Genomic DNA, 24034 nt, shown 5'->3' with positions numbered 1-24034 from the left:
CCCTACTTGCGCAGGACCCGACGGGTGCCGGAGTAGAGCAGCGCCACAAGCGCGATCTTCGTCAGGTCCCAGACGATGAAGCTCAGCCAGCCCTTCTGGATCGACTCGGCCCAAGTGGCGTGCCCGGCGGCGAAGTGCAGCCATGTGACGCCGCACGTGAAGAGCACCGCCGACCCGGCGAACACGGCGAGGCCGCTACCGGGCAGGCTGTTCCAGCGCCGCGAGAGCGCGCCGATGGTAGCCGCCGCGAGCGGGTAGCCGAGGAGGTAGCCACCTGTCGCGCCCGCGAAGTAGGCCGGGCCGTAGGCGTCGCCTGCGAAGACCGGGAGCACGAGGCCGAGCGCGAGGTAGAGCAGCATCGCGAGGGTGCCGTTGCGGCTGCCGAGCACAAGGCCGCTGCCGTAGACGGCGAGCGTCTGGAGCGTGATCGGCACCTCCCAGAGGTAGATCCGCATCTGCGCGCCCGCTGCCGCCAGCAGCGCGAACGTCACGATGCCCGCGACCTGGATGGCCGCAGAGGCCTGGTCGCTACGAAGCCGGTCGAGGGCCGAGGTGCGGGGCGAGTGGAGCGAGAGCGTAGCCATCGGGGGAGCACTGGGTGGTTAAGACGAGCATCGAAAAGATACGACGCCGCGCCGTAGCCAGAACCTCGCCGGTGGGAAGTCGCAGGACGCGTCTGACTTAAGTGCGGACCCAGGCAGTCGATCCTCTATCTGATCCTAACGTTATTGCCTAGTCAGAGTCCATGCAGGTTCTCACGCGCACCTTCTTCGTCTTCGCGCTGCTAGCCGCCGCCACAATCGTCGTCTCGCAGGGGGCCGTCACGATTCATCTGCATGGCCGGGCCGTGTGCAGCGACGAAGGGGGCGTTGCGACGGTAACCTCTGATGCGCGCCACAACCCCGGCGGTACGCGGGTCACGTGCCAGTCGGGCTCGTCGGTAGGAAATGACGCCACCGCCTTCGACCGCGCGCTCTACCACCTCGTCTTCTAACACCGCAGCACTCCTCTACATCCCCGGCGTGCCGACGAGTTGCCCGCCGTCGATGCGGAGGTGCGCGCCGGTCATGAACCGCGACGCATCGGACGCGAGGTAGATGGCTAGCGGGACGAGCTCCTCGGGCTGCGCCATGCGCCGCTGGGGGATGAGTTGGAGAATCTGCTGGTGCATCGCCTCGTTCTCCCAGAGCACGCGCGAGAAGTCCGTTTTGATGAAGCCCGGCACGAGCGCGTTGACGCGGATGCCGCTCGATGCCAGTTCGGCCGCGAGGACGTCAGTGAGCATGAGGACGGCGGCCTTCGAGACGCAGTAGACGCCCATGCCCGGCTGCGGACGCTCGCCCGCCACGGACGCCACGTTGAGAATGCTCCCGCCACCGCGTGCTTTCATCGAGGGCGCGCAGGCCTGGATGAGCCGGACATAGCCCTTCACGTTCACGTCGTAGGTCTTGTCCCACTGCGACATCTCGCTCGTCAGGAGCGGCCCGAAGTGCGGGTTTGTCGCCGCGTTGTTGACGAGGATGTCGACGCCGCCAAACGCCGCCGTGGCCTGCTGGACGAGCGCGGCTACGGTCTCGTCACTACCGGTGTGTGTGGCGATGGCGAGCGCGGTGCCGCCTGCCTCGGTGATCGCCCGTGCGACCTCGTCCAGCTTCTCCTGCGTGCGGCTCGCGAGCACGACCTGCGCCCCTGCGGCAGCAAATCCCTCGGCGATGGCCCGCCCGATCCCGCGGCTGGCTCCAGTGACGACGGCGACCTTACCATCAAGACGTAGCGCGTGGGTAGCGGTGGAGGCAGACATAGCGTGTGAACGGTCAAACAAACGCAGCGTGAAGGTCCACGATACGCACCACGCAGCACGGACCATGTGCTGGGACGCCGAACGCGCACGTCCGGCACCGCGACCACACCCCCGGGAGCTTTGCGGCGACGGCCTCGTTTCACTGGGCCCTTCTCGTCCCTTGCTCTTCTCCTTTGGGCCATGCCCGCTTGGCAAAAACGCCTCCTCGTCGGCGCGATCGCGCTCGTCGTCCTCGGTCTGCTCGCCTGGCCGAAGGTGCAGCCGCTCCTCGCCAACGACGGCTCTGATTCCGGTGCGGGGCCACCGCGTGGCGGCGGTGCGCCCTCCAACGTCGTCGGCTACGTCGCGGAGCCGCGGCTCATGCGCGACCGCATCCGCGCCACGGGCAGCCTGATCGCCGACGAAGCCGTCGATCTCGCTGCCGAAGTGTCGGGCCGCGTGACGGCGATCCGCTTCCAGGAAGGCCGCGCCGTCCGCGCTGGGCAGGTGCTCATCCAGGTCAACGACGCGGTACTTCAAGCCGAGCGCGAGCAGCTTCGAACGCGCATTGACCTCGCTGAGACGCGGGAGGCGCGCCAGCGCCAACTCCTCGAATCGGGAGCCGTGAGCCAAGACACCTACGACGGGGCGCTCGCCGAACTGAACGTGCTCCAGGCCGAACTCGATCTCGTGGAGGCGCGACTCGCTCAGACGCAGGTCCGCGCGCCGTTCAGCGGCGTGATCGGGCTGCGTTATATCAGCGAGGGCGCCATCGTGACGCCGCAGACGCGCATCGCGACGCTGCAGCGGCTCAGCCCGATGAAGCTGGAGTTCGCCCTACCGGAGCGTTACACCGCGCAGGTCACCCTCGGCGACGCCGTCCGCTTCTCCGTCGCCGGAGCCGCCGACGTAGCAACTGGGACCGTCTATGCCATCGAGCCGCGCGTGGAGCGCGACACGCGGACGCTGCTCGTCCGTGCCCGCGTCCCCAACCCCGACGGCGCGCTTCTGCCGGGCGCGTTCGCCGACATCGAGGTGCTCGTCGACGAGATCGCCGACGCGCTGCCCGTGCCCGCCATCGCGGTGGTGTCGGAATTGGGCGGTAGGCGTGTGTGGACGGTGCAAGACGGGCAGGCACAGCAACGCCGCGTGGAGACGGGCATCCGCACCGAGGCCGCCGTGCAGATCACCAGCGGCCTCGCGCCGGGCGATACGGTGATCACGAGCGGCCTGCAGTCGCTCCGCGCCGGGCAGCCCGTCCGCGTTGCCGACCTGGACGCGTCGCTCGGCGAAAGTGGAGAGGTGGAGTGATGGTGTGGCTCCCCCCGTCCTGCGTCGTCTCCGCGCTCACGCGCTCCGCTCCTCGGACTGTCCCCCTCAGGGATGAGGGGGACAGCTTCGCGACCCTTCAGGGGGAGCGGAGCGGGGGGAGCTGCACCGCCGCCCAGCCGACCGCGACGCCATGACCCTCTACACCCTTTCGATCCGGCGGCCGGTCCTCGCGACGGTCTTCTCGCTCGTCATCGTCCTCTTCGGGACGCTGGCGTATGTCAACCTCGGCGTGCGCGAGTACCCCGCCGTCGATCCGCCGATCATCTCCGTATCCACGAGCTACCGGGGAGCCAACGCCGAGGTCATCGCGGCGCAGATCACCGAGCCGCTGGAGGAGCGCATCAACGGCGTCGAGGGCATCCGCACGCTCACCTCGATCTCGCGCGACGGGCGCTCCACTATCACCGTCGAGTTCGCACTCGGAGCCGACCTCGAACGCGCGGCCAACGACGTGCGCGACCGCGTCAGCCAGGCGGTCGGCGCGCTGCCGCCGGACGCCGACCCGCCGCGCGTCTCGAAGGCCGACGCCGACGGCGACCCCATCGTCTTTCTGAACATCGCCAGCGACGAGCGCGAGTTGCTCGAACTGTCCGCCATTGCCGAGGACCTGTTCAAGGAGCGCCTGCAGACGATTGCGGGCGTGGCGCGGGTGGATATCTGGGGCGACAAGCGCTACGCGATGCGCCTCTGGCTCGACCCCGCCAAGCTGGCCGCCTACCAGCTCACGCCGCTCGACGTGCAGCGTGCGCTCACGACGCAGAACGTGGAACTGCCGACGGGCCGCATCGAGGGCGACAACGTAGAGCTGACCGTGCGGATGATGGGGCAGGTGCAGACGCCCGAGGCGTTTGAGGACCTCATCGTCAAGCGCACCGGCGACCAACTCGTGCGGCTCGGCGACGTTGGGCGTGCGGAGTTGGGCGCGGAGAACGAGCGGACGGTGCTCATGCGCGACGGCACGCCGATGGTCGGCGTGGTGCTGCGCCCGCTGCCCGGCGCGAACTACATCGCCATCGTGGACGAGTTCTACGCCCGCGTGGAGACCATCCGCCCCGACCTCCCGCCCGACCTCCGGCTCGGCATCGGCTTCGACCAGACGACGCAGATCCGCGACTCCGTCGCCGAGGTGCGGCAGACCATCTTCCTCGCGCTCGCGCTCGTCCTGCTCGTCATCTTCCTCTTCCTGCGCGACTGGCGCAGCACCGTCGTTCCCATCGTCGTCATCCCGATTGCGCTCATCGGAGCATTCGGCGTGATGGCGCTCTTCGGCTTCTCGATCAACGTGCTCACGCTGCTCGCGCTCGTGCTCGCCATCGGGCTCGTCGTGGACGACGCGATCGTGGTGCTGGAGAACATCTATGCGAAGATCGAGGAAGGCTACGACCCAATCCAGGCGGGCATTCGCGGCACGAAAGAGATCTTCTTCGCCGTCGTCGCGACGACGCTCGCGCTGGTGTCGGTGCTCTTGCCCATCGTCTTCCTGCCGGGGCTGACGGGCCGCCTCTTCCGCGAGTTCGGCCTCGTGCTGATGGGCGCGGTCGTGATTTCGAGCTTCGTCGCGCTCACGCTCACGCCGATGCTGGCGACGAAGCTGCTCAAGAAGCGCGACGTGCAGCCGTGGTTCTACCGCAAGACGGAGCCGTTCTTCGAGCGGCTGACCGACGGCTACCGGCGGCTCCTCGACGGCTTTGTCGCCCGCCGCTGGGCCGCGCCCGTGACGATGGCGCTTGCGCTGGGCCTGACCGTCCTCTTTTTCCAGACGCTGCCGTCCGAACTCGCTCCGCTCGAAGACCGCAGTAACCTCCGCGCCTTCGCGACCGCACCCGAGGGTGCCACGTTCGAGTACATGGAGCGCTACGTCGGCGACCTGATCGACGTGGTCGAGCGCGAAGTGCCGGAGGTCGACGCGCTGATCACCGTGACCTCGCCCGGTTTCGGCGGCGGGTCGTCGGTCAACTCGGCGTTCGCGCGCATCCGACTCGTCCCGCCCAGCGAGCGCGAGCGCAGCCAACAGGAAATCGCCTCGGCGCTGTCGAGCGCGGTGCGCAGCCTCCCGGCGGCGCGGACGTTCATCTCGCAGGAGCAGACGATCTCCGTCGGGCGCGGCGGCGGGCAGCCGGTGCAGTACGTCCTCCAAGCTCCCAACCTCGCCAAGCTCGAAGCGGTCCTCCCCGCGTTCATGGAGCGGGCGCAGCAGGACCCGGCGTTCGCGTTCGTGAACGTGAACCTCAAGTTCACCAAGCCCGAGTTGCGCGTCGAGATCGACCGGGCGCGGGCGGAGAAGGTCGGCGTGTCGGTGCTCGACGTGGCGCAGACGCTGCAGTATGCGCTGAGCGAGTCGCGGCTGGGCTACTTCGTGGCGAACGGGCAGCAGTATCAGGTGATCGCGCAGGTGGACCGCGCCGACCGCGACGAGACCGTGGACCTGACGAGCCTGTCGGTCCGCGCGTCAAACGGCGACCCCATCCCGCTTGATGGATTGGTGACCGTGAGCGAGGCGAGCACGCCGCCGCAGCTCTTCCGCACCGACCGCTTCCTCTCGGCGACCGTCAGCGCCTCACTCGCGGACGGCGTTCCGCTGGCCGACGGCCTCGCCGCGATGGACGCCATCGCCGCCGACGTGCTCGACGCCTCGTTCTCGACTACGCTCTCGGGGCAGAGCCGCGACCTCGCCGAGAGCTCGGGCGGCATCGCGTTCGTGTTCGTGCTGGCGCTGCTGCTGATCTACCTCGTGCTCGCCGCGCAGTTCGAGAGCTTCCGCGACCCGTTCACGATCCTGCTGACGGTCCCGCTCGCGCTCGCAGGCGCGCTCCTGGCACTGTGGTACTTCAACCAGTCGCTCAACCTGTTCAGTCAGATCGGGCTCGTGATGCTGATCGGGCTCGTGACGAAGAACGCGATCCTGATCGTCGAATTCGCCAACCAGCGCCGCGCGGCCGGGCGCACGATCCACGAGGCCGCGCTGGACGCCGCTGCCGCGCGCTTCCGTCCCATCCTGATGACCGCCGCCTCGACGGTCCTCGGCGTGCTGCCGATCGCGCTGGCGCTCGGGGCCGGGGCGGAGAGCCGTATGCCGATGGGCATCGCGATCATCGGCGGGCTGCTGATCGGCACCGCGCTGACGCTGTTCGTGATCCCGGCGGTCTACCCGGCGCTCACGCGCAAGACGCTCGCGCCCGCCATCGAAGAGGCCGTGCACCTCAACGAACGCGGCGGCCCGGCAGGCGACGGGCTGGATGCCCCCATGCCTGACGTAGCCGCCGCGGAGTCGTCGCGCTGACGGGTGTGCTAGAATCGGAAGATGACGCCGATCTGCGGGATCAGGAGGTCCGTGCGCGAGCGGTCGACTTCGCTGAAGTCGATGGAGCCGTCCGGGTTGAAGTCGTCGTCCTGGAGGTACTCGGCCTCGCCGCCGAGGAGGTAGCGCACGCGTAGGTCGAGGAGCAGCGAGCCCGAAAAGGACTGGTGGAGCCGGATGCCGATGCCGCCCGAGAAGCCGTAGCTGAAGGCGAAGTCGTCGAAGTTCACCGAGTCGAAGACGGGCTCGTCGTCGCCGAAGTCGTCGTCCTCGACGCGGCTCTGGGTCCAGAAGTAGCTGAAGCCGAGGAGCGCATCCGCGTAGGGTGTAATCGGGCCCGGCAGCGGCGGGAGGAGCCGTAGCACGAGGTGGCCCTGGGCGATGTTGTTGTCGGTGACCACGTCCACACGCACGTTGCCGAGCGGCCCGGAGCCGAGCGGGACGTTGAAGCGTTCGCGGCCATAGATCATGAACGTGCCTTCCACGCCGAGCGCGATGGGCGTGAGCGGAAACTGATAGAGCGCCATGCCGGAGGCGCCGAACCCAACGTTGTCCGTCGCATCGCCAAATTCGCCCTGCGGGATGCCGAGGATGAGCCCGCCCCCGACGAGCCCTTGGGCGGTGGCGGCGGTCGGAGCGAACAAGCCGAACGCGATGAGGGTGAGGAAAAGAAGGGTAGCACGCATGGGATGAAGGGGAAGCGAGGCTGCACAAAAATGGGGAGGCGAACGGGCGGGTCTGTCGCAATGAGCGCCGCTCGGCCGCACAGACGAGGGGCTGCGCTGAAGGTTACACGCGCAGAGGGTCAGCGCAGCGTGTCACGAGTCGCAGTGGTAGGGCTACCCAGGAAGCCGCCGCGACCTCGTTGAAAGTAGCACGCACGGGAGCAGGACTACGCGTCTCGCAGGCTGAGCCGCCCTGTGGCGCGTTTCGTTCGTCTACCGCCGCATAGCACTCCGTACTTGTCAAAATCAAACATGAAACGGCCAGGTTGGTCAATTGTGCGACAGGCTAAGCTGCTGAAAGGTGTTTCATTCCTGCATATGTGTACGATAACACGTCATTTATCGTGAGACTTGATTTCGTGGCACAGCCCTTGCTCTTGTCGTCGGTGCTTATTCATGGTTCACTCCTGCTATGCCTCTTCGTATCGCCCTCATTGATGACGATCCCGACTACGCCCGGCTGCTCGCGCACCGGCTCAGCAGCGTGGCAGGCGTCCAGACTCAACACTACGCGTCGGGCGTGACAGCCGTCGCCGCGCTTCGCGAGCGGGGCGCCGCCTTTGCCGACCTCGTCTTCCTCGACCTCGTCATGCCCGACCAGAACGGGCTGGAGACGCTGCAGAAGGTGAACGCGCTCGCGCCGGACCTCCCCGTGGTCATGGTGTCGGCGCAGTCCGAGGTGCGCACCGCCGTTGAGGCGGTGCGGCTGGGTGCCTACGACTACCTCACGAAGGGGCAGGACGACCTCGTGCGCATCACGGGCATCGCGGAGCGCGTGGCCGAGCGTGTCGCCCTCCACCGCGAGGTCGAGACGCTCCGGCAGCGCGTCAGCACCCCGGCGGGCTTCCCCGAACTGCTCGGCGAGAGTGGCGCGATGTCGCACGTCTACCGCATGGTCAAGAAGGCGACGCGCGGCGACATCAACGTGGCGATCCAGGGCGAGAGCGGCACCGGCAAGGAACTCGTCGCCGAGGCCATCCACCACAACTCCGCCCGTGCCGACGAGCCGTTCGTGATCGTCAACTGCGCCGCGATCCCGCGTGAGCTGATGGAGTCGGAGTTCTTCGGCCATGAGAAAGGCTCCTTCACCGGCGCGTTCGAGCGCAAGATCGGGACCTTCGAGCGCGCCGACGGCGGGACGCTCTTCCTCGACGAGATCGGCGAACTCGACCTCGACCTGCAGGCGAAGCTGCTGCGCGTGCTCCAGAACGGCCGCCTCACCCGCGTGGGCGGCAACGAGACGATCGAGGTGGACGTCCGCGTCATCTCGGCGACCAACCGCGACATCCTGGAGATGGTGCGCGAGGGGACGTTCCGCGAGGACCTCTACTACCGCCTCTTCTCGTTCCCCATCCACCTCCCGCCGCTGCGCGACCGCGACCAGGACGCGCTCCTGCTCGCCAACCACTTCCTCGCCCGCTTCCAAGAGCGCCACGAAGCCTTCGACGAGAAGTACCTCACCTCGACGGTCCAACGCGCCATCCTGCGCTATGCCTGGCCGGGCAATGTGCGCGAGCTAAAGAACGCCGTCGAGCGCGCGGCCCTTGTCTCCGACGAGAACGGGATCACGACCGAAGACCTGATGCTCGCCCAACAGCCGCTCTCGGGCGACACCGAGGTGCTCACGGCTGAGCCCGAGACGCCGCGCGGCAAGCTCTTCGCCGCCGAGAACCCCGACGAGATCCTCCCCATCGAAGAGCTGAAGCGCCTCGCCGTGGAGCACGCGCTCCAGGTGTGCGGCGGCAACATCGAGCGGACCGCGCAGAAGCTCGGCGTCACGCGCTCGACGATCTACCGGCTGATGAAGAAGTTCGACATCGAGCAGGTGGCGTAGCCGAGGTCGATCGGGCTGTCCTGATCGTCGCAACGTGGTTCGTTCTGCGTGTCAGGCGTCCCGCAGCGCGGGGTCGACCTCGCGAAGGAAGCTCCACTGATAGATGCCCGTGCTGTGGCCGTCGCCCCAGCGGATCTGGAGGCCGTAGTTGCCCGCCGGGCGCAGTTCCTCGATGGTGTGCGTCTGCAGCGACGGCAGCACGAAGAGCATCGGGTCGATGGGCTCGTGCATCTTGCCGTGACCGCCTCGGCACGACACGCACGGGCACACCCGCCGCAGCCCGTCAAACGAGAGCACAGAGGTGTGGTCGTCGCTCCAGACGATGGTGAGCTCTTGCGCGGTGTGATCGGCGGCGAGGCGTACGGGGTGCGGCGTGGACATGATCAAGGCGATGGAGCACGTGCAATGCAAGTGTGCTAGCAACGTCGCAGGCGCTGTCGCGGTCCGTCCGACATGAAGGACAAATGACCAAGGACGAAGCCCACCGAACTCGGTGACAAATACCAAGTGGCAAGTAGCAAGGAGGTGCCAGGACATCGACCGTACTACGTTTGCTTGCTACTTGATACGTGCCTTTTGCTACTTGCCCGAGCACTGAGGGCGCCGAATAAACACAGCGATAACGTAGGCGTAGTGCTGGCATCATCTGGCGGTCGTACTCACACGTCTGATCCTGGCCGGTCCTCTTCACCCTCGCCCCTGGACTCGTGACCCAACCTCGCTCCTCCATCTCGTCGCCTCCGCGGCGCCCGTCCGGCTTCGACCTGCAAGGTCACCGCGGCGCCCGCGGCCTCCGTCCCGAGAACACGCTGCCCGCGTTCGACCTGGCGCTCGACCTCGGCGTGACCACGCTCGAACTCGACACGGTCATTTCGCAGGACGAGGAGGTCGTGGTGAGCCACGAGCCGTGGATGAACCACGCTACCGCGTCGCACCCGGACGGGCGGCCCGTCGCGCCGGACGAGGCGCGGAGCCTCAATCTGTTCCGGATGCCCTACGCCGAGATCGCGCGCTACGATGTGGGGCAGCGTGGCAACCCGCGCTTCCCGGAGCAGCAGGCGATGGCCGTGGCCAAGCCGCGCTTGCGTGATATGATCGCGCGTGCCGAGGCGAAGGCCGCCGAGGACGGACGCCCAGCCCCGTTCTACAACATCGAGACGAAGTGTACCGAGGCAACGGACGACCTCTTCCACCCGAGCCCCGAGCGCTTCACCGCGCTCCTCTGGCACGTCCTCGACGCCACGGGCATCGCTGCACGCGCCACGCTGCAGTCGTTCGACGTGCGAACGCTGCACGAGGCGCACCACCGCGCGCTGCCGATCCGGCTCGCGCTCCTCGTGGCATACGAGAGCGAGCACAGCGTCACGGGCCACCTCGCCCGCCTCGGCTTCGTCCCGCACATCTACAGCCCCGACCACCGCCTCGTGGACGCCGACTTGATGACGGCTGCAGCGTCCGTCGGCATGGACGTGATTCCGTGGACCGTCAACGACCCCGAAGATGGGCAGCGCCTCCGCGACCTCGGCGTCGCCGGACTGATCACCGACTACCCGGACCGCGTTCGGTGAGAGCGTGCGGCCGTGTTGCGGTGATTCAGCCGTGTTGCGGTGATTCAGCCGTGTTGCGGTGATTCAGCCGTGTTGCGGTGATTCAGTGGGCTGGTGAACAGCGAGTTTCTGAAGTCCCGACCTGCTGAACCGCCGAAGCACTCACCCGACTACCGCTTCGGCAAGGTGTTGTCGGAGCAGGGCGCGCGCCTCGGCGGGCGTATTCACGTCACGGACGGCCTCGACGTGCTCGGGCGTGTGGATGAGGTGCGCCACGACGGAGAGCCGCCGTAGGTAGGTCGTCGAATCGACATCCATCGGGACGAGGAGGACGAGAACGGCATGGACGGGGCTGCCGGTGTGCTCGAATAGGAGGCCATTGTTGTTGAGCCCGAGGAAGAGCTGCATCTGCCGCACCTCGGGCGTGTGGAGGTGGTAGAACACCACGCCGGGGAGCAGTTCGGGCGCGTAGGTGCCGTCGGCCATGGGGTCGGCCTCGCTCGGCAGCATGCCATCGGTTGTGCCTTGGGCTAGGATTCGCGCGAGCCGGAAGGGGAGTTCGGGACGGTCCGCGAACGCCTGGCAGAGCAACTGCTGGAGGGCATATTCGGCGCTGCCCGGTCTCAGCGCTGTGAGAATGTGCTGCGGCGGCAGCGCGTCTAGCACGGCCGTCACGCCCTCGGGGTCGTTTGCGTCGGTGGTGAGCGCGGTGCGGTCGGGCTCGGCGAGGTAGATCGTGAGAAACGAGACGGTGTCGAAGCGCGCCGCGAGCACGCGGGGAAGGCGGTCGAGCGCGGGCCGCCACGCGAGCGTACCCTGCCGGACGCTCACCAGCACGATCATGTCATTGGCGACCACCACGCGGTCGAGCGAGGCCGGGAGGTCGGCCCAGGCGTCGAGCGTGGCGACCTCGAACGGGGCGGCGGGCTTCGTGCGCTCGGCCAGCGACCGCAGCGGTGCCACCGACTCGGACGTCGTCAGAAACAGGAGCGAGGCCCCCTTCTGGTCGGCGAGCACCTTCAGCGCGCGGAGCGCCACGGGGAAGCCGGCCTCGCGCTCGGCCAGCGGCGGCACCGCCACGAGCAGCCGCGCCGTCGTGTTGACCGGCGCCTCCAGCTTGCTCACGACGGTCATCGTGCGTGTCTCTTCGAGCACCTGGTCGAGGATGCTCCCGAAGACGAACGCGGTGGCCGTGCTGCGCCCGTTCCACCCGACGACGACCGTCGAGATGCGCTCCTCGCGGACGGCGCGGATGATGCCCGACGCCGGGTTGAGGTCGATGCGCGTCAGCGGCGTGCACGGCACGTCGGCGGCGGCGGCATGGACGACGGCCGTTTCGAGCAGCTTCTCGCTCGCCGGGACATCGTCCTCGCGGCGGGCGATGGTGAGTGGGTAGATCGGCTGGCGGCTCGTCGGGCTGTGGAGCAGGAGCGCGAGGTCGACCAACTCTTCAGCGGTGTCGGGGTTGGCGAGCGGGACGAGGATGCGTTGCGGGCGCTCCGTCGGCGAGGCCGCCTCGGCTTCGGCGAGGGCCACCGCGCGCCCGAAGCGCTCCACCAGCCACGGCCCCGCGAGGCACGTCATCAGGATCACCACGACGACGGCGTTGACCATCGCTGCCTCGAAGAAGCCCAGGTCGAAGCCGATGAGCGTCACCGCGAGCGTGGCCGCCGCCTGCGGAAACGTCAGCCCCGCGATCGTCGCGATCTCCTCGCGCCGCAGCCGGAAGCCCAGCCCGATGCCCCCTGCCGCAATCGTCTTACCGACGAACACGAGGCTCGCCACCACGAGCGCCTTCGCCCACACGTCGAGCTGCGTGAGCACGCTCACATCGACGAGGAGGCCCACCGAGAGCAGGAAGAACGGGATGAAGACCGCGTTGCCAACGAAGCGGATGCGTGTCATGAGCGGGCTCTGCGGCGGCACGAGCCGGTTGAGCACGAGGCCCGCCGCGAACGCGCCGATGATGGCTGCAAGCCCGGCGAGGTCGGCCAGCCACGCCGTCGCGAAGAAGGCAAACATCAGGAAGACGAACTCGACATCGGGCTGCTTGCGCACGGTGCGGAAGAACCATTGCCCGAGGCGCGGCAGCACCACCAGCACGGCCACCAGCCACAGCGCCACGCGCGCCGCGAAGCCACCCCAGAAGAGCATATTGGCGTCGCCCGTTTGCAGTGCCACCACGACCGCGAGCACGACAAGCGAGAGCACGTCCGTCACCATCGTCCCGCCCGTCGCCATGATGACCGCCGGGTTCTTAGCGATGCCGAGCCGCTGTGCCACAGGGAGCGCCAGCAGCGTGTGTGAGCCGACGATCGAGCCGAGCAGGAACGACGTCGGCAGGTCCAGCCCCAGCAGTGCCGGGCCGACGAGCAGCGACAGTCCCATGGGCGTCCCGAACGACACGAGCCCGAAGACGAGGCTTTGCGTTCGCTGCCGCGCGAACTGGTTCAGGTCGAGCGTCACGCCCGCCACGAACATCAGATAGAGCAGCCCGACCGTCCCGAGCAGCTCGAACGTGGCGTCGCGCTCCAGCAGCCCCAGCACGCTCGGCCCCACCAGCGCCCCCGCCACGATCAGCCCCACGATGCCGGGCAGCCGCAGTCGCCGAAACAGCATCGGCGCGAGCAGGATCAGCCCCATCGCCAGGGCGACGATCAGGACCGGATCGGTGATGGGCAGCGGAAGGATGGGCGGCATAGAGGCGAGGTGCAGGAACTTCCTACGACCGGCTCCCCAGGCAGTTCGGCGATTCGGTGGACGGTGCGTCGCGGCCCGTTTCAGCTACGGGGCGTGCACCAGCGATCTGCCTCGCGCATCATCGTGCCGGGTAGCGTGCCGATGACATACCGGCTCACCGGAGGTTGTACCGCTGCCGGAGCGACTCCTGGACCTCGCCCATCGTGCGGAAGGCCTCCTTGAGCAGGTTCTGCTGCGAGCGCGAGAGCGCCTCGGGGTCCACCCAGTCGGTGGCCTTCTCGCCGACCTCGACGGCGCGCATCTGGGTGCTCACGTGCAGGTCCACGAGGGTCGTGAATGCGTGCGTGAGGCTGCGTGCCTCCGCAGCGATGTCCGACACCTCGTCGGCGACGAAGCGCAGGCGCCCGAAGGTGCTCGTGCGGCGCGTCTGCTGGAGGTCGAGCGCCAGCGCGCGGGCCATGCCCACGATCGGGCGCAGGCCGCGCTCCCGGAGGTTGAGGCCTTCCTCGCCGTTCTCTGCTTTCTCGCGGACGAGGCGGCGGCCGAACATCGTGAACGGCGGCTTCAGGCTGGTTGCCTCGTCCAGGAGGAGCCGGACGATGCCCGGCCGGGGCGCGGCGTCGGTCCCGGCGAGTGCCTGACGGATGGTGTCGCGGAGCGTGTCGGCCAGCGCCGTGTGGCCGTAGAGGGCGCGGAAGTCGAAGCAGGGCGCGGCGCGCCGTGTGGCCGTGGCCTCCGTGCCGCTGGCCCACTGCCGGTAGGCGGCCTGCCAAGCTGAGAGCGGCTGCCGGAACGGCTCGGCGAACGCAACGATGCCCTCCTCGCTGCTGACGAAGCCGCAGGCCTCGAAGGCGTCCTCGATCTTCTGGGCGAGGAGCGCGAACCACGCCGCGGCGCGCTCAGCCTCGGCGGCGTCCGAGGGGTTGTCGTAGACGAGGCCGTTGGACTGCCAGGTCGTGAGGGCACACTCGCGGCGGCCCGGCGTCCCGAAGGCGAGCCACACCCACGGCAGCGCCGAGGCCGCGTCGGGCTCGACCTGGTGGAGGTCGCGCTCCACGAGGAAGAAGAGCCGGGCCTTGAGCTGGTCGTCCAGTTCGGTGATGACGTCGAGCAGGTCCTGCGCGTGGACGCCCTGCTGGTAGAGCCGCAGCAGCCGCCGCGTGGACTCGCTGCGGATGGCGGCCAACTCCTCGACGGATTGGGCTTTCTCGGTGCGCTCGACCGTGGCGACGGGGTCGAGGCCGCGGAAGTGGCTCACGTCCTGGGCCGTGATGACGCCCGCGAGTGCCCGTTCGCCGTCGCGGTTCTCCTGGCTCATCACCATCACGCGACGGATGCGGTGCTGCATCATGACCTGGATGCCCTCGAAGAGACGTGCCTCCGTGTTCAGCGCGACGGGGGGGCGGGTGATGAGGTCGGTCACGGGGTCCTCGGCCGAGCGTCCTGCGGCCACCACGCGCGTGGCGATGTCGCCCTCGGTGACGAGGCCCATCGGCAGGCCCTCCTTCATGATCACGACGGTCTCCGTCTCGTAGTCCCGCATGGCGCGCGCGACCGTGCGGATCGACGCGTTCGGCGGGCAGGTTACGGGGGGCTGGTGGAGCAGCTCGCCCAACGTGGTGTCGAAGAGGAGGTAGGCCCCGGCCGCGTCGCGGTCCGTCTCGCGCGTGCGCACGAAGCGCTTCAGGTTCTCGTCGAAGAACGCCTTGAAGTCTGCGTTTTGCTTGAGCAGCGCCCAGAACCGCTCCGCGTCGACGAGGGCGCACACCGTCGCCTCGACGGCACGCGCCTCGTACGGGAGGATGCCGCCCGCCGTAAGCCCGTAGGCGCCGAAGTGCGTGTTCTCGCCGCACATCTCGATGAGCCGTTGCTGCTGCGCGTCCAGGAGCCGGACAAGGCCGGACTCGACGATGTAGAGCGCCTTGTGCGTGTCGACGCCTTGCTCCAGGATGACCGCGCCCTCTGCGTAGATGCGCGTGGAAACGAACGGCACCGTCGCGGCCCGCTGCTCCTCGGTGAGCAGGTTGAAGGGCTCGGTGGCAGCGAGCAGCGCTTCGATGCGCTCGGTGATGGACATGGAGGGCCAGGATTCGGGTGCGGTCGCACAGCCATGTCGGCCCCGTGCGTGACGGCGAGGGCAACGGCAAGGCGGGGGCGAACGTTGGGTGAGCCTGGAAGAACGGCCTCACACCCGGCGCGGGGCAAGTCTCCTCGTTCGATCGCACAGGTAGGAATAGGCAGACGATCCCAGTCCGCCCATCAAGCAGCGTACACCAGGTCAAGCAGCATACACCAGGGAGCGGAGCGTCTCCAGGCCAGCGGCAGGCTCGGTCGTGACTACCTTGCGCGGTGCCGCCACAGGCCCTTGGTCTCTCGCCCCATCCACGCTGATCCGTCTCGTGCCCGCCATCCCGATCCCGACCGCGCTCAACGTTCCGCTGAGCTACCCGGCGGCCGGCCTCGGTCCGCGCCTGCTTGCGTGGCTCCTCGACTCGGTCATCGCGTTCGGCTACGTCCTGCTGGTCATGCGCGCGCTGGACGCCGTGTCGCTCTGGTCCGTCTTCGGGCGGGGCACCGCGGTCTTCTTGGTGGTCGTCTATCTCCCCGTCGTGCTCTACCACCTCGTCTGCGAGATCGTGCTCAGCGGGCAGAGCATCGGGAAGAAGGCCCTCGGCCTCCGCGTCGTTCGCATCGACGGCACCGCACCCGGGCTGGGGGACTACCTCCTACGCTGGCTGCTGCGCATCGTCGAGATCCTGTTCCTCTCGGGCATCCCCGCCATCGTGTCGATCGCGGTCACGAAGCGCGGCCAGCGCCTCGGGGACCTCGCCGCGGGCACGACGGTCGTGCAGACTCGCCAGCAGACGCACCTCACCGATACGATCTACAGCCGCCTCGGCGAGCAACACGTGCCAACCTACCCGGACGTAGAGTTTCTCACCGACACCGATGTCCAAACCGTCCGCGACGTGCTCAAGCGGCTCCGCACCGAAGGACGGACGCCGCATGCCGAGAAGCTGGCGCGGCGGGCCAAGACCGCCATCGAGCGCAAGTTGGGGCTCGCGCCGGTGCAGGAGCCGCCCGCCGTGTTCCTCCAGCGGATCGTAAAGGACTACAACGCGGTGCTGGACACCTACACGCTGCCGACACGACGCGGGGCGTAGATCCGGCGTAGGTCAGGAGGCCCGTTCGCGGGTAAGCGCCCTGATACTGTGGGGCGGTGTTGCGGCCTGGCTTGACGCCCGGAAATCGGACGCGGCGGCTTTTCCACCTTCGACCCCATCGAACTGCCCTTGTCCTGGGCGGCGGATTGTGCGAGTTTAGCCGCCCGCCTAGCCTGCTGAGTTTGGCCTACTTCTTGACGCCGATCGGACCTCTGGTACGCCCCGTTTTCGTTCCCCGCACCGCCGCTGCTCGCGTGAGCGCGCTTCGCGTGCCTCGAACCTAGCTCGCACCGCCATGCGTCGCCACCTGTCCATCGTCTGCCTCACGCTCGCGCTCGGCCTCGCTGGCCTATCGCCCAACACCGCGCAGGCCCAAACCGTCGTGAAGTACGGAGCCGAGTTCCTCGCTGGTGGCGTCGGCGCTCGGGCGCTCGGCATGGGCGGTGCCTACGTGGGGCTGGCCGACGACGTGACGGCGGGCTATTGGAATCCCGCCGGTCTGGATGCCCTCGCCTACCCCCAGGGGGCCTACATGCACGCGGAGCGGTTCAGCGGCATCGTCTCGTTCGACTATGGCGCGGTGGCGTGGCCCGTCACCAACCGCTCCACGCTGGGGGTCTCCTTCTTCCGCAGCGGCGTGGACGACATCGCCAACACGCTAGAGGCGTTCAACCCCGACACCGGCCTGCCGCTGCCGAACGCGGAGAACAACGTCACCTACTTCTCGGCCGTCGACTACGCCTTCTTCGTCTCCTACGCTCGCCGCCTCTCGGACAACCTCCGGCTCGGCGTCACCGGCAAGGTCATCCGCCGCTCCATCGGCGACTTTGCGAACGCCTGGGGCTACTCCGCCGACATCGCGGCGCAGTACCAGATCGGTCGCTTCGCGCTCGGCCTCAACATCCAGGATGTGACCGGCATGCTTCAGGCATGGACGGTCAACGACACAGCCTTCGAGGATCTGTATCAGGACCCGGACACCGGCGATTTTCTTGGTTTCGCCGACGTGTTTGGCCAGGACGCGCCCGTCGGGCTGACCGAACTCGTGCTGCCGGTGGCCCGGCTGGGCTCGGCCTACGCGCTGCCGCTCACCGAGGACATCGGCCTCAACCTGGGCTTCGACCTCGACCTCGCCTTCGACGGGCAGCAGACCTACGTGCTCAACGCGGGCGACCTCAGCTTCCGGCCCCGCTTCGGTACCGAGGTGACCTACCGCGGCCTCGTCGCCCTCCGCGCCGGTATCGCCGACGTGACGACCTCCGAGCGTTACGGCACGCAGCTCACGCCGACGCTCGGCGCAGGCCTCGCCCTCGACCAGATCAACGTCGACTACGGCTTCGGCGACTTCGGCGGCCTGCAGTCCGAACTCGGCTCGACGCACCGCATCTCGGTAATGCTGACGTTGGAGCAGCCCCGCTTCGCCCGCGCGGACCGGTGAGGGGGTGTGGGTGGTTGAGGGTATGGGGGAGTCTAGTGTGGCTCCTCGCCACACCGTGCGTCCTCGCCCAAGAGCCGGTTCCGGCGGACTCCACGAGGGAGATCATTGATCCGGTTCTTGCTCAGGTCAGATTGATCGGCGACCTCGACTCGCTGATCGCGCTTGGCCAGTACCCGGATGTTGAGGAGGATGTCACCGGGGTTGTGTTCGTTGTGCTTGATCTCGACGCTGATGGGACAATTGTAGACACGGAGATCATGCGCAGTCTCGGCGACCCCTTCGATGCCGAGGCCTTGAGGGTTGCCCGCCTGGCTCGATTCGAGATGCCCCTTGACCTTCCTCGTGCACGGTACAGCATTCCCGTCCGCTTCGATGGCGTCGAGTGCCGACAGGACCGCCCCGCAGTCTGCCGGTAGCGAAACGATGCAGGCACGCCTCCGCGGCTTGTGCACGTTCATACCTTCACACGTCCTCACGTTCCCACCAGACTCATGCGTCCCGAAGACCGGAAGGGCCTGCTCGCCACCGTCGCGTTCCACATGGTGCTGCTCGCGGTGCTGTTTGTCTCGACGTACACCGTGACGATCCCGCAACTCGGCTTCGTGGAGGTCGACTTCGGACCGATCCAGGAGGCGCGGCCCGCCCAGCAGGCGTCGGTGCCGACGCCGGAGCCGCCGCAGCCCGAGCCCCAGGCGGAGACGACGCCCGCCACGGCCACGCAGCCCGTCGATCTACCCGAGACGCCGCCGGAGCCAGACCCCGACGTGATCGCAACGCCGGAGACGGAGCAGCGCGATCCGGAGCCGCAGGGCGAGGCCGCCGCCGACGAGCGCGAGCCCCGTCCCGAAACGCCCGACGCGCCGGAGACGACCGGAGGAAGCCCCGACGCCGACACGGGCCAGACGAGTGATCAGGACGGCACCGGCAGCGCTGACCGCACCACGTCGCCGTTCTCCCTCGAAGGGCTCGACCGCTCGCCCGTCGCGACGCCGCTGCCGCCCAACCCCGGCGCGCGGGGCACCGTGGCGATCCGCGTGACGGTCGATCCGAGCGGCCGCGTGGTGCAGGCGCTCCCCGCCCGACGCGGCGGTGACCCTCGCCTCGACCGTGCTGCCCTCCAGGCACTCCGCTCGTGGCGCTTCGACGCGCTCCCGCCCGACGTGCCGCAGGAGCTTCAGAGCGGCGTCGTCACGTTCGTCTTCCGTCTAGACTAGCGGCCTCGCTGCGTGCACCGTGGGGGAAATCGTTCTGGACTGGTTGTTGCAAGTCTCTGGAGTGTGTATGGTTTGGCCGTCCTCGATCGCCCTGGCCTCCCCCTCGATCACTCGTCACCCGTAGGCATGCCCTCTTCCGTTCTGACGCGCGGCTGCGCGTTGCTGCTGCTCTTCGCGATTGCTGACGCCGGCATGGCTCAGCAGGCGTTCGTCGCCGACGAGTTCGAGGCCGCTCCTGGCCTGGCGCTCACTGCACAGGACGGTCCTGGCGTCGAGCGCTTTCTGCGATGGGCAGGGCAGGACGCGCTCGCCTTCGCCCGCGCAACCGGCGCCACGCTGCCGGTGATCGCCCTGGCGGGCAGTGCACTCGTTCCGACGGCGACGAACCTCGACGCGCCCATCGGAGACGGGCTGCGCGGTGAACCAGAGGGGGCGCTCGGCGTGTTTCTGGAAGTCGGCGACCGGCTCGGCGAGCGCAAGATGGCCGTGCCCGTCGTCGCGCTCTTCGGGGCGTCGCTCCTGACGAGCAACGAGCGCTTCCAGGACGCCGCGTTCACCTCGATGCAGTCGGCGCTCTACGCCTCCGGCGTGACGATGGGGCTGAAGTCGCTCGTCGGGCGCGCACGGCCCTACACCGACGATGGCTCGTTCAACTTTGCCCCGCTCTCGCCCTCGCGCGACTACTACTCGTTTCCGTCGGGGCACACCACACTGTCGTTTGCGGTGGTGACGCCGTGGGTGATGTACTACCCTGGCCCGGTCACCTACAGCCTGCTCGCTGTCAGTGCAGGCACCGCCGTCGCGCGCATCTCCAAGGACGAGCACTGGGCGACGGACGTACTCGCGGGTGCGGCTATCGGCGCGTTCACGGGCGTCTTCCTGGCCCGCCGCCACCTCCGCGAGGCCGAAGCGCGAGCCGCCTTCCAGGTGCAGCCCCTCGTGAGTACGGACCACATCGGCGCCAGCGTCACGATCCCGATTCGCTAGGCGCGCGTCGAAGAGCGAGGGCTACCGCTTCGGTACGGCGACCGCCAGCGCGGCCTCGGCACGCTGGACGAACGAGTGCTGCGATCCGAGCAGCGCGCGGAGCGGCGGTAGATACTCGACCAGAATCGCCTGGCCCTCACGCTGCTTGGCCGCGTCGTCCTGCGCCACGAGCAGCAGCCCGAGCGTCGCGTGTGCGTCGATGACGGCCTGGTGGTCGGGTTCGAGGGAGCGGGTCATGCCGTCGAGAGCAGCGCGGCAGAGGGCTTCGGCCTCGGCGTGTTCGCCGCGCAGGTGCGCCACCGACGCCCGCTTCATGAGCAGGTCCGCGTGGCGAGGGTGGTCTGGGGTGTAGGTCGCCTCGAACACCGGCTCGACGGCATCGAGCAGCGCCTCGGCCTCGTCGGGCTGCTGCTGCGCGATGAGCAAGGTGGCCAGGCGCACACGGTCGCCCGCCACATACGGGTGGTCGTTGCCGAACGCGGCGAGGTCGAGGCGGAGCGCCTCGCGGTAGGCGGCCTCGGCCTCGGCATAGCGCTCCTGCGCGAAATGCAGCGCACCAAGGTTGAGCACGGTCGAGGAGAGATCCGGGTGGCCGTCGCCGAAGAGCGCGCGCTGGATCTGCAGGGCTTCCTCGTAGGCGGCTTCGGACTCGTCGTAGCGGCCTTGATCGACGAGCACGAGGCCAAGTTGGTTGTAGTCAAGTGCGGCGGAGGCGCTCTCGGGACCGAAGAGCTGGATGCTGAGCGCGAGCGACTCACGGAAGAGCGGCTCGGCCTCGTCGAGGCGGCCCGTCGTCCAGTAGAGCTGGGCGAGGTGGTAGAGCGTCGTCGCGGTTTCGGGGTGGTCGGCGCCGAGGTGCTCGCGCTGCAGGGCGAGCGCACGCTGGAGGATCGGCTCGGCCTCGTCGTAGGTGCCAGCGTCGGAGCGCAGCAGGCCGAGGCTACTCAGCGTCGCAGCGAAATCCTGCGGCGGCGCTTGCTCTTCGCGCACGGCCAGCGACGCCTGGAACAGCGAGTCGGCGCGGACGAGGTCGCCCGACTCGTGGACGAGCATGCCCAGGAGGTGTCTTGTTCGGGCGAGGGCGAGCGCGTCCGGCGAGGTCTCGCGGAGCCGCAGGGTGAGCGCGCGCTCCAGGTGGGCCATCGCCTCGTCAAACACACCTTGCTCGTAGCGTAGCAGGCCGAGGCGTTCGAGGTTCTCAGCGAGCGCGTCCCCGGCGAGCGGATCGCCGTTGGCCATGAGCGCCTCGTGCTGGTCGACCGCCGCCGTCAGCAGCGAGTCCGCCTGGTCGTAGAGCCCGAGGTTAGTGTAGACGCGCCCAACGACGCCCTGCACCTCGGCCTGCACGAGCGGCGCGTCGGCCAACTCGGTGCGGAGCCGCTGCGCGCCCTGATCGAGGAGCTCCTGTGCCGTCACGCTCGCGCCGCGCGACTCCGAGGGGTCGGCCACCTGGAAGACGCCGACGAGAAACTCGGTCACGGCCTCGGTCCGGCTCGCCTCGCGCTCCACGCGGTCCCGCTCGGCAGCGAGCAGTTGGTTGTGCCGCACTACCACGCCCGCGAACACCGTCGCCACGAGGGCGAGCCCGGCCACGAGCACCGCCGCGACGGCCCACGCGGGGTTGCGCCGTACCCACTTCACGAGTCGGTAGCGCTTGGTGGCCGGCCGTGCCGCGATGGGCTGCCCGGCTAGGTGCCGCCGCAGGTCGGTCGCGAGTGCCTCCGCCGAGGCGTAGCGCCGCGCCGGGTCCTTGGCGAGCGCCTTCAGCACGATCGTGTCGAGGTCGCCGCGGAGGCGTCGGCGGAGGCGCGTGGTGTCAAGGGGAAGGGGCGGCGAGTCGTCGTCCAGACGTACGACGGCGGTGGAGGGGCGAAGCGGCTCCGTCTCGCAGATCACCCGCTCGATCTCGCCTGCGGAGGTGCGCGCGAAGTGGTAGGCGCGGCGGCCCGTGAGCAGCTCGTAGAGAATCAGGCCGAGTGCGTAGACGTCGGTGGCCGTCGTCACGGCCTCGCCGCGCACCTGCTCGGGGGCGGCATACTGCGGCGTGTAGACGCGGCTCCCCGTCGCGGTCAGTGGAGCGTCGTCGTTCAGGTCGCTGGGGCCGTCGGGCGTGAGGAGCTTGGCGATGCCGAAGTCGAGCAGCTTCGCCCGGCCGCGCCTCGCCCTCGCGGTGTCCGCCCCAGCGGTGGGCGCGACGAGGATATTCGACGGCTTGAGGTCGCGGTGGACGACGAGGTTCTGGTGGGCGTAGGCGACGGCGTCGCAGGCTTGGAGAAAGAGGTCGAGGCGGTCGCGCACGCCGAGCTGGGCCGTGGCGACGTGCTCCGTGATTGGCTCCCCGTCCACGACTTCGAGCGCGAAGAAGGGCGTCCCGACGAGGTCGCCGCTCTCGGGCCCGGCGACGCCGCCGTCGAGCAGCCGCGCGATGCCGGGGTGCTGGAGGCGCGCCAGCGTCTGCCGCTCGGCGAGGAACCGCTGCCGCAGCGTCGGATGGGGCGCCGCGATGAGCTTAAGCGCCACCGACTGCTCGAAGCCGCGTCCGTCCTCCACGATGCGCTCGGCGAGGTAGACCGCGCCCATGCCGCCGCGGCCGAGCTCGCGCACGAGCCGATACGGCCCCACGCGCCGCCCGACGAGCGCCGCAAGCGCATCGGCCCCGTCGCCGCCCATGGTCGTGTCGAGCAGTCCGTCGTCCACCTCGTCGATCGCGCGGCGGGCGAGAAACGTCTCGGCGGCATCGTCGGCGGCTAGCAGTGCCTCCGCCTCGGCACGGAGCGCGGGATCGTCGCCGCAGGCCCCGTCCAGGTATGCCGCGCGGGCCTCGTCGTCGAGGTCGAAGGCCACGTCGAGGAGGGCGTCGAGGCGCGCCCACTGCTCGGGTGTGAGGCGCTCAGGGGGAGAGGGGTCGGACATCGCGTGGTGGCTAGCGTCATCCGGAAAGGTCGCCGCGGGGACGGGCAGCGTCACGTCCGGGCGCTAACATACTGTTTGCACATCCCTAGCGCCAAGCGCCGAACACCTCGCCTACGCCCCTGGACCTCAGGCGGCTACCGAGGTGAGTCGGGGTCGCTGCGCCCAGGCGCGAGCCTCGCCGACGAAGCCCTCGAAGAGCCGCCGCGTTCCGGTGTCGGTGTCCACGAGCATCTCCGGATGCCACTGCGCACCAACCGCGAACCCGTGCAGGCGCTCGATGCCTTCGATCAGGCCATCCGGCGCCCACGCCGTCGCCACGAGGTCGTGCCCCAGTCGGTCGACGCCCTGGTGGTGCATGCTGTTGATGGCGACGGTCTCCGCGCCGAAGGCCGCATGGAGGTGGCTGCCCGGCGCGACGCGCAGGTCGTGGGCGAGGTGGTCGCGCGCGTAGCCCTGCGTGGGGAAGTAGTCGTGCTTGATGGCGTCCGGGAAGAACGCGGTCGTGTCCTGGTGGAGCGTGCCGCCGCAGGCCACGTTGAGGATCTGCATGCCGCGGCAGATGCCGAAGAACGGCATGCCGTCGGCGAGCGCCCAGCGCGTCATGAGTAGCTCGACGGCGTCGCGCGCGAGGTCGGTGCGCCCAGTGAGCGGATCTAGCGCGGCGCCGTAGCTGAACGGGTGGACATCCACGCCGCCCGCCACGAAGAGGCCGTCGAGGCGGTCGTAGATCGAGCGCAGCGTGGCCTCGTCCTGGTCGAGGAGGGGGATCATCACCGGGGCCGCGCCGGTCGAGGCGAGGGCGACGAAGTAGCGGTGGTTCATCACCCACGAGTGCGGGAGCGCCTCGGGGATGCCGTCGATGGCCTGGAGCGTCTGCGCAGGGACGCCGATGAGGGGACGGACCATGAAAAGAAGCGGGTGGGGTGGGAGGGCGGGCTGGGAAGCAACGATCCCGCCAGGGGGCACGAACAATGAGAATAGCGCCGACGATACCAAAAACAGGACCGTCTCCGCCACCCACGTAGGCAAACCTCCTCGGATTTTGAGGCGGGAAGGGCTTTTCTCTGACGAACCTTGCTCTGCCCCGTTCCTCTGCACCAGC

18 protein-coding genes are annotated in these 24034 nt (G+C 68.7%); 10 read left to right on the top strand and 8 right to left on the bottom strand.

What is annotated here, in order from left to right; translation table 11 throughout:
• Positions 1 to 2 precede the first annotated feature (2 nt).
• Positions 3 to 584: a biotin transporter BioY gene (locus AAFU51_05730; GenBank protein ID MEO1570750.1), complete on the bottom strand. Its 582-nt coding sequence runs from the start codon at positions 582 to 584 to the stop codon at positions 3 to 5.
• A 161-nt stretch (positions 585 to 745) separates the two neighbouring features.
• Between AAFU51_05730 and AAFU51_05725 the strand changes: the two genes are divergently transcribed.
• A complete protein-coding gene (locus AAFU51_05725; protein ID MEO1570749.1) occupies positions 746 to 994 on the top strand; it encodes a hypothetical protein in 249 nt (82 codons plus the stop codon).
• 15 nt (positions 995 to 1009) lie between these two features.
• Here AAFU51_05725 and AAFU51_05720 read toward each other — a convergent pair whose 3' ends face one another.
• Positions 1010 to 1801 carry a glucose 1-dehydrogenase gene (locus AAFU51_05720; GenBank protein ID MEO1570748.1) on the bottom strand — a complete coding sequence of 264 codons (792 nt, stop codon included), beginning with the start codon at positions 1799 to 1801 and terminating at the stop codon, positions 1010 to 1012.
• Positions 1802 to 1981: 180 nt separating this feature from the next.
• Between AAFU51_05720 and AAFU51_05715 the strand changes: the two genes are divergently transcribed.
• Positions 1982 to 3091: an efflux RND transporter periplasmic adaptor subunit gene (locus AAFU51_05715; GenBank protein MEO1570747.1), complete on the top strand. Its 1110-nt coding sequence runs from the start codon at positions 1982 to 1984 to the stop codon at positions 3089 to 3091.
• A 151-nt stretch (positions 3092 to 3242) separates the two neighbouring features.
• A complete protein-coding gene (locus tag AAFU51_05710; protein ID MEO1570746.1) occupies positions 3243 to 6392 on the top strand; it encodes an efflux RND transporter permease subunit in 3150 nt (1049 codons plus the stop codon).
• 8 nt (positions 6393 to 6400) lie between these two features.
• Here the strand turns inward: AAFU51_05710 and AAFU51_05705 are convergent, their stop codons facing one another.
• On the bottom strand, positions 6401 to 7096 hold the full coding sequence (locus tag AAFU51_05705) for an outer membrane beta-barrel protein (GenBank protein ID MEO1570745.1): 696 nt from the start codon (positions 7094 to 7096) through the stop codon (positions 6401 to 6403).
• Positions 7097 to 7547: 451 nt separating this feature from the next.
• Here AAFU51_05705 and AAFU51_05700 point away from each other — a divergent pair, with 451 nt between their 5' ends.
• Positions 7548 to 8969: a sigma-54 dependent transcriptional regulator gene (locus AAFU51_05700; GenBank protein ID MEO1570744.1), complete on the top strand. Its 1422-nt coding sequence runs from the start codon at positions 7548 to 7550 to the stop codon at positions 8967 to 8969.
• A 51-nt stretch (positions 8970 to 9020) separates the two neighbouring features.
• On the opposite strand, the gene AAFU51_05695 is transcribed toward AAFU51_05700, so the two are convergent.
• The gene (locus AAFU51_05695; protein ID MEO1570743.1) at positions 9021 to 9350 is read right to left on the bottom strand and encodes a DUF971 domain-containing protein; all 330 of its coding nucleotides are present in this window, start codon (positions 9348 to 9350) and stop codon (positions 9021 to 9023) included.
• A 326-nt stretch (positions 9351 to 9676) separates the two neighbouring features.
• On the opposite strand from AAFU51_05695, the gene AAFU51_05690 reads away from it, so the two are divergent.
• Positions 9677 to 10537, top strand: coding sequence for a glycerophosphodiester phosphodiesterase family protein (locus AAFU51_05690; protein MEO1570742.1), 861 nt, complete (start codon positions 9677 to 9679; stop codon positions 10535 to 10537).
• A 141-nt stretch (positions 10538 to 10678) separates the two neighbouring features.
• On the opposite strand, the gene AAFU51_05685 is transcribed toward AAFU51_05690, so the two are convergent.
• Both AAFU51_05685 and AAFU51_05680 read right to left on the bottom strand, forming a co-directional pair.
• On the bottom strand, positions 10679 to 13216 hold the full coding sequence (locus tag AAFU51_05685; GenBank protein MEO1570741.1) for a cation:proton antiporter: 2538 nt from the start codon (positions 13214 to 13216) through the stop codon (positions 10679 to 10681).
• Between the two features lie 154 nt (positions 13217 to 13370).
• Positions 13371 to 15293, bottom strand: a complete 1923-nt coding sequence (locus AAFU51_05680) for a putative nucleotidyltransferase substrate binding domain-containing protein (GenBank protein ID MEO1570740.1) — start codon at positions 15291 to 15293, stop codon at positions 13371 to 13373.
• A 322-nt stretch (positions 15294 to 15615) separates the two neighbouring features.
• On the opposite strand from AAFU51_05680, the gene AAFU51_05675 reads away from it, so the two are divergent.
• The 5 genes from AAFU51_05675 (at position 15616) to AAFU51_05655 (ending at position 20019) form a co-directional block, all read left to right on the top strand.
• Positions 15616 to 16380 carry an RDD family protein gene (locus tag AAFU51_05675; protein ID MEO1570739.1) on the top strand — a complete coding sequence of 255 codons (765 nt, stop codon included), beginning with the start codon at positions 15616 to 15618 and terminating at the stop codon, positions 16378 to 16380.
• Between the two features lie 295 nt (positions 16381 to 16675).
• Entirely contained in the window at positions 16676 to 17818 is a 1143-nt protein-coding gene (locus AAFU51_05670; protein MEO1570738.1) for a PorV/PorQ family protein, read from the top strand.
• A gap of 35 nt (positions 17819 to 17853) precedes the next feature.
• Entirely contained in the window at positions 17854 to 18234 is a 381-nt protein-coding gene (locus tag AAFU51_05665) for an energy transducer TonB (GenBank protein ID MEO1570737.1), read from the top strand.
• 75 nt (positions 18235 to 18309) lie between these two features.
• Positions 18310 to 19032, top strand: a complete 723-nt coding sequence (locus AAFU51_05660) for a TonB family protein (GenBank protein ID MEO1570736.1) — start codon at positions 18310 to 18312, stop codon at positions 19030 to 19032.
• Positions 19033 to 19158: 126 nt separating this feature from the next.
• Entirely contained in the window at positions 19159 to 20019 is an 861-nt protein-coding gene (locus AAFU51_05655; GenBank protein MEO1570735.1) for a phosphatase PAP2 family protein, read from the top strand.
• 21 nt (positions 20020 to 20040) lie between these two features.
• Here the strand turns inward: AAFU51_05655 and AAFU51_05650 are convergent, their stop codons facing one another.
• A complete protein-coding gene (locus tag AAFU51_05650; protein MEO1570734.1) occupies positions 20041 to 22932 on the bottom strand; it encodes a serine/threonine-protein kinase in 2892 nt (963 codons plus the stop codon).
• Positions 22933 to 23058: 126 nt separating this feature from the next.
• Positions 23059 to 23838: a gamma-glutamyl-gamma-aminobutyrate hydrolase family protein gene (locus AAFU51_05645; protein ID MEO1570733.1), complete on the bottom strand. Its 780-nt coding sequence runs from the start codon at positions 23836 to 23838 to the stop codon at positions 23059 to 23061.
• Between the last annotated feature and the right edge of the window lie 196 nt (positions 23839 to 24034).

Source organism: Bacteroidota bacterium, from assembly GCA_039821555.1.
In the GTDB taxonomy this organism is placed as follows: Bacteria; Bacteroidota; Rhodothermia; order Rhodothermales; family Rubricoccaceae; genus JBCBEX01.
The sequence above is the reverse complement of the archived record's forward strand: the minus strand, read 5'-3'. Positions and strand labels throughout refer to the sequence as shown.

Coding starts and splice junctions, on each gene's coding strand:
- AAFU51_05730 (MEO1570750.1), bottom strand. CDS start 584: ATGGCTACGCTCTCGCTCCACTCGCCCCGCACCTCGGCCCTCGACCGG.
- AAFU51_05725 (MEO1570749.1), top strand. CDS start 746: ATGCAGGTTCTCACGCGCACCTTCTTCGTCTTCGCGCTGCTAGCCGCC.
- AAFU51_05720 (MEO1570748.1), bottom strand. CDS start 1,801: ATGTCTGCCTCCACCGCTACCCACGCGCTACGTCTTGATGGTAAGGTC.
- AAFU51_05715 (MEO1570747.1), top strand. CDS start 1,982: ATGCCCGCTTGGCAAAAACGCCTCCTCGTCGGCGCGATCGCGCTCGTC.
- AAFU51_05710 (MEO1570746.1), top strand. CDS start 3,243: ATGACCCTCTACACCCTTTCGATCCGGCGGCCGGTCCTCGCGACGGTC.
- AAFU51_05705 (MEO1570745.1), bottom strand. CDS start 7,096: ATGCGTGCTACCCTTCTTTTCCTCACCCTCATCGCGTTCGGCTTGTTC.
- AAFU51_05700 (MEO1570744.1), top strand. CDS start 7,548: ATGCCTCTTCGTATCGCCCTCATTGATGACGATCCCGACTACGCCCGG.
- AAFU51_05695 (MEO1570743.1), bottom strand. CDS start 9,350: ATGTCCACGCCGCACCCCGTACGCCTCGCCGCCGATCACACCGCGCAA.
- AAFU51_05685 (MEO1570741.1), bottom strand. CDS start 13,216: ATGCCGCCCATCCTTCCGCTGCCCATCACCGATCCGGTCCTGATCGTC.
- AAFU51_05680 (MEO1570740.1), bottom strand. CDS start 15,293: ATGTCCATCACCGAGCGCATCGAAGCGCTGCTCGCTGCCACCGAGCCC.
- AAFU51_05670 (MEO1570738.1), top strand. CDS start 16,676: ATGCGTCGCCACCTGTCCATCGTCTGCCTCACGCTCGCGCTCGGCCTC.
- AAFU51_05660 (MEO1570736.1), top strand. CDS start 18,310: ATGCGTCCCGAAGACCGGAAGGGCCTGCTCGCCACCGTCGCGTTCCAC.
- AAFU51_05655 (MEO1570735.1), top strand. CDS start 19,159: ATGCCCTCTTCCGTTCTGACGCGCGGCTGCGCGTTGCTGCTGCTCTTC.
- AAFU51_05650 (MEO1570734.1), bottom strand. CDS start 22,932: ATGTCCGACCCCTCTCCCCCTGAGCGCCTCACACCCGAGCAGTGGGCG.
- AAFU51_05645 (MEO1570733.1), bottom strand. CDS start 23,838: ATGGTCCGTCCCCTCATCGGCGTCCCTGCGCAGACGCTCCAGGCCATC.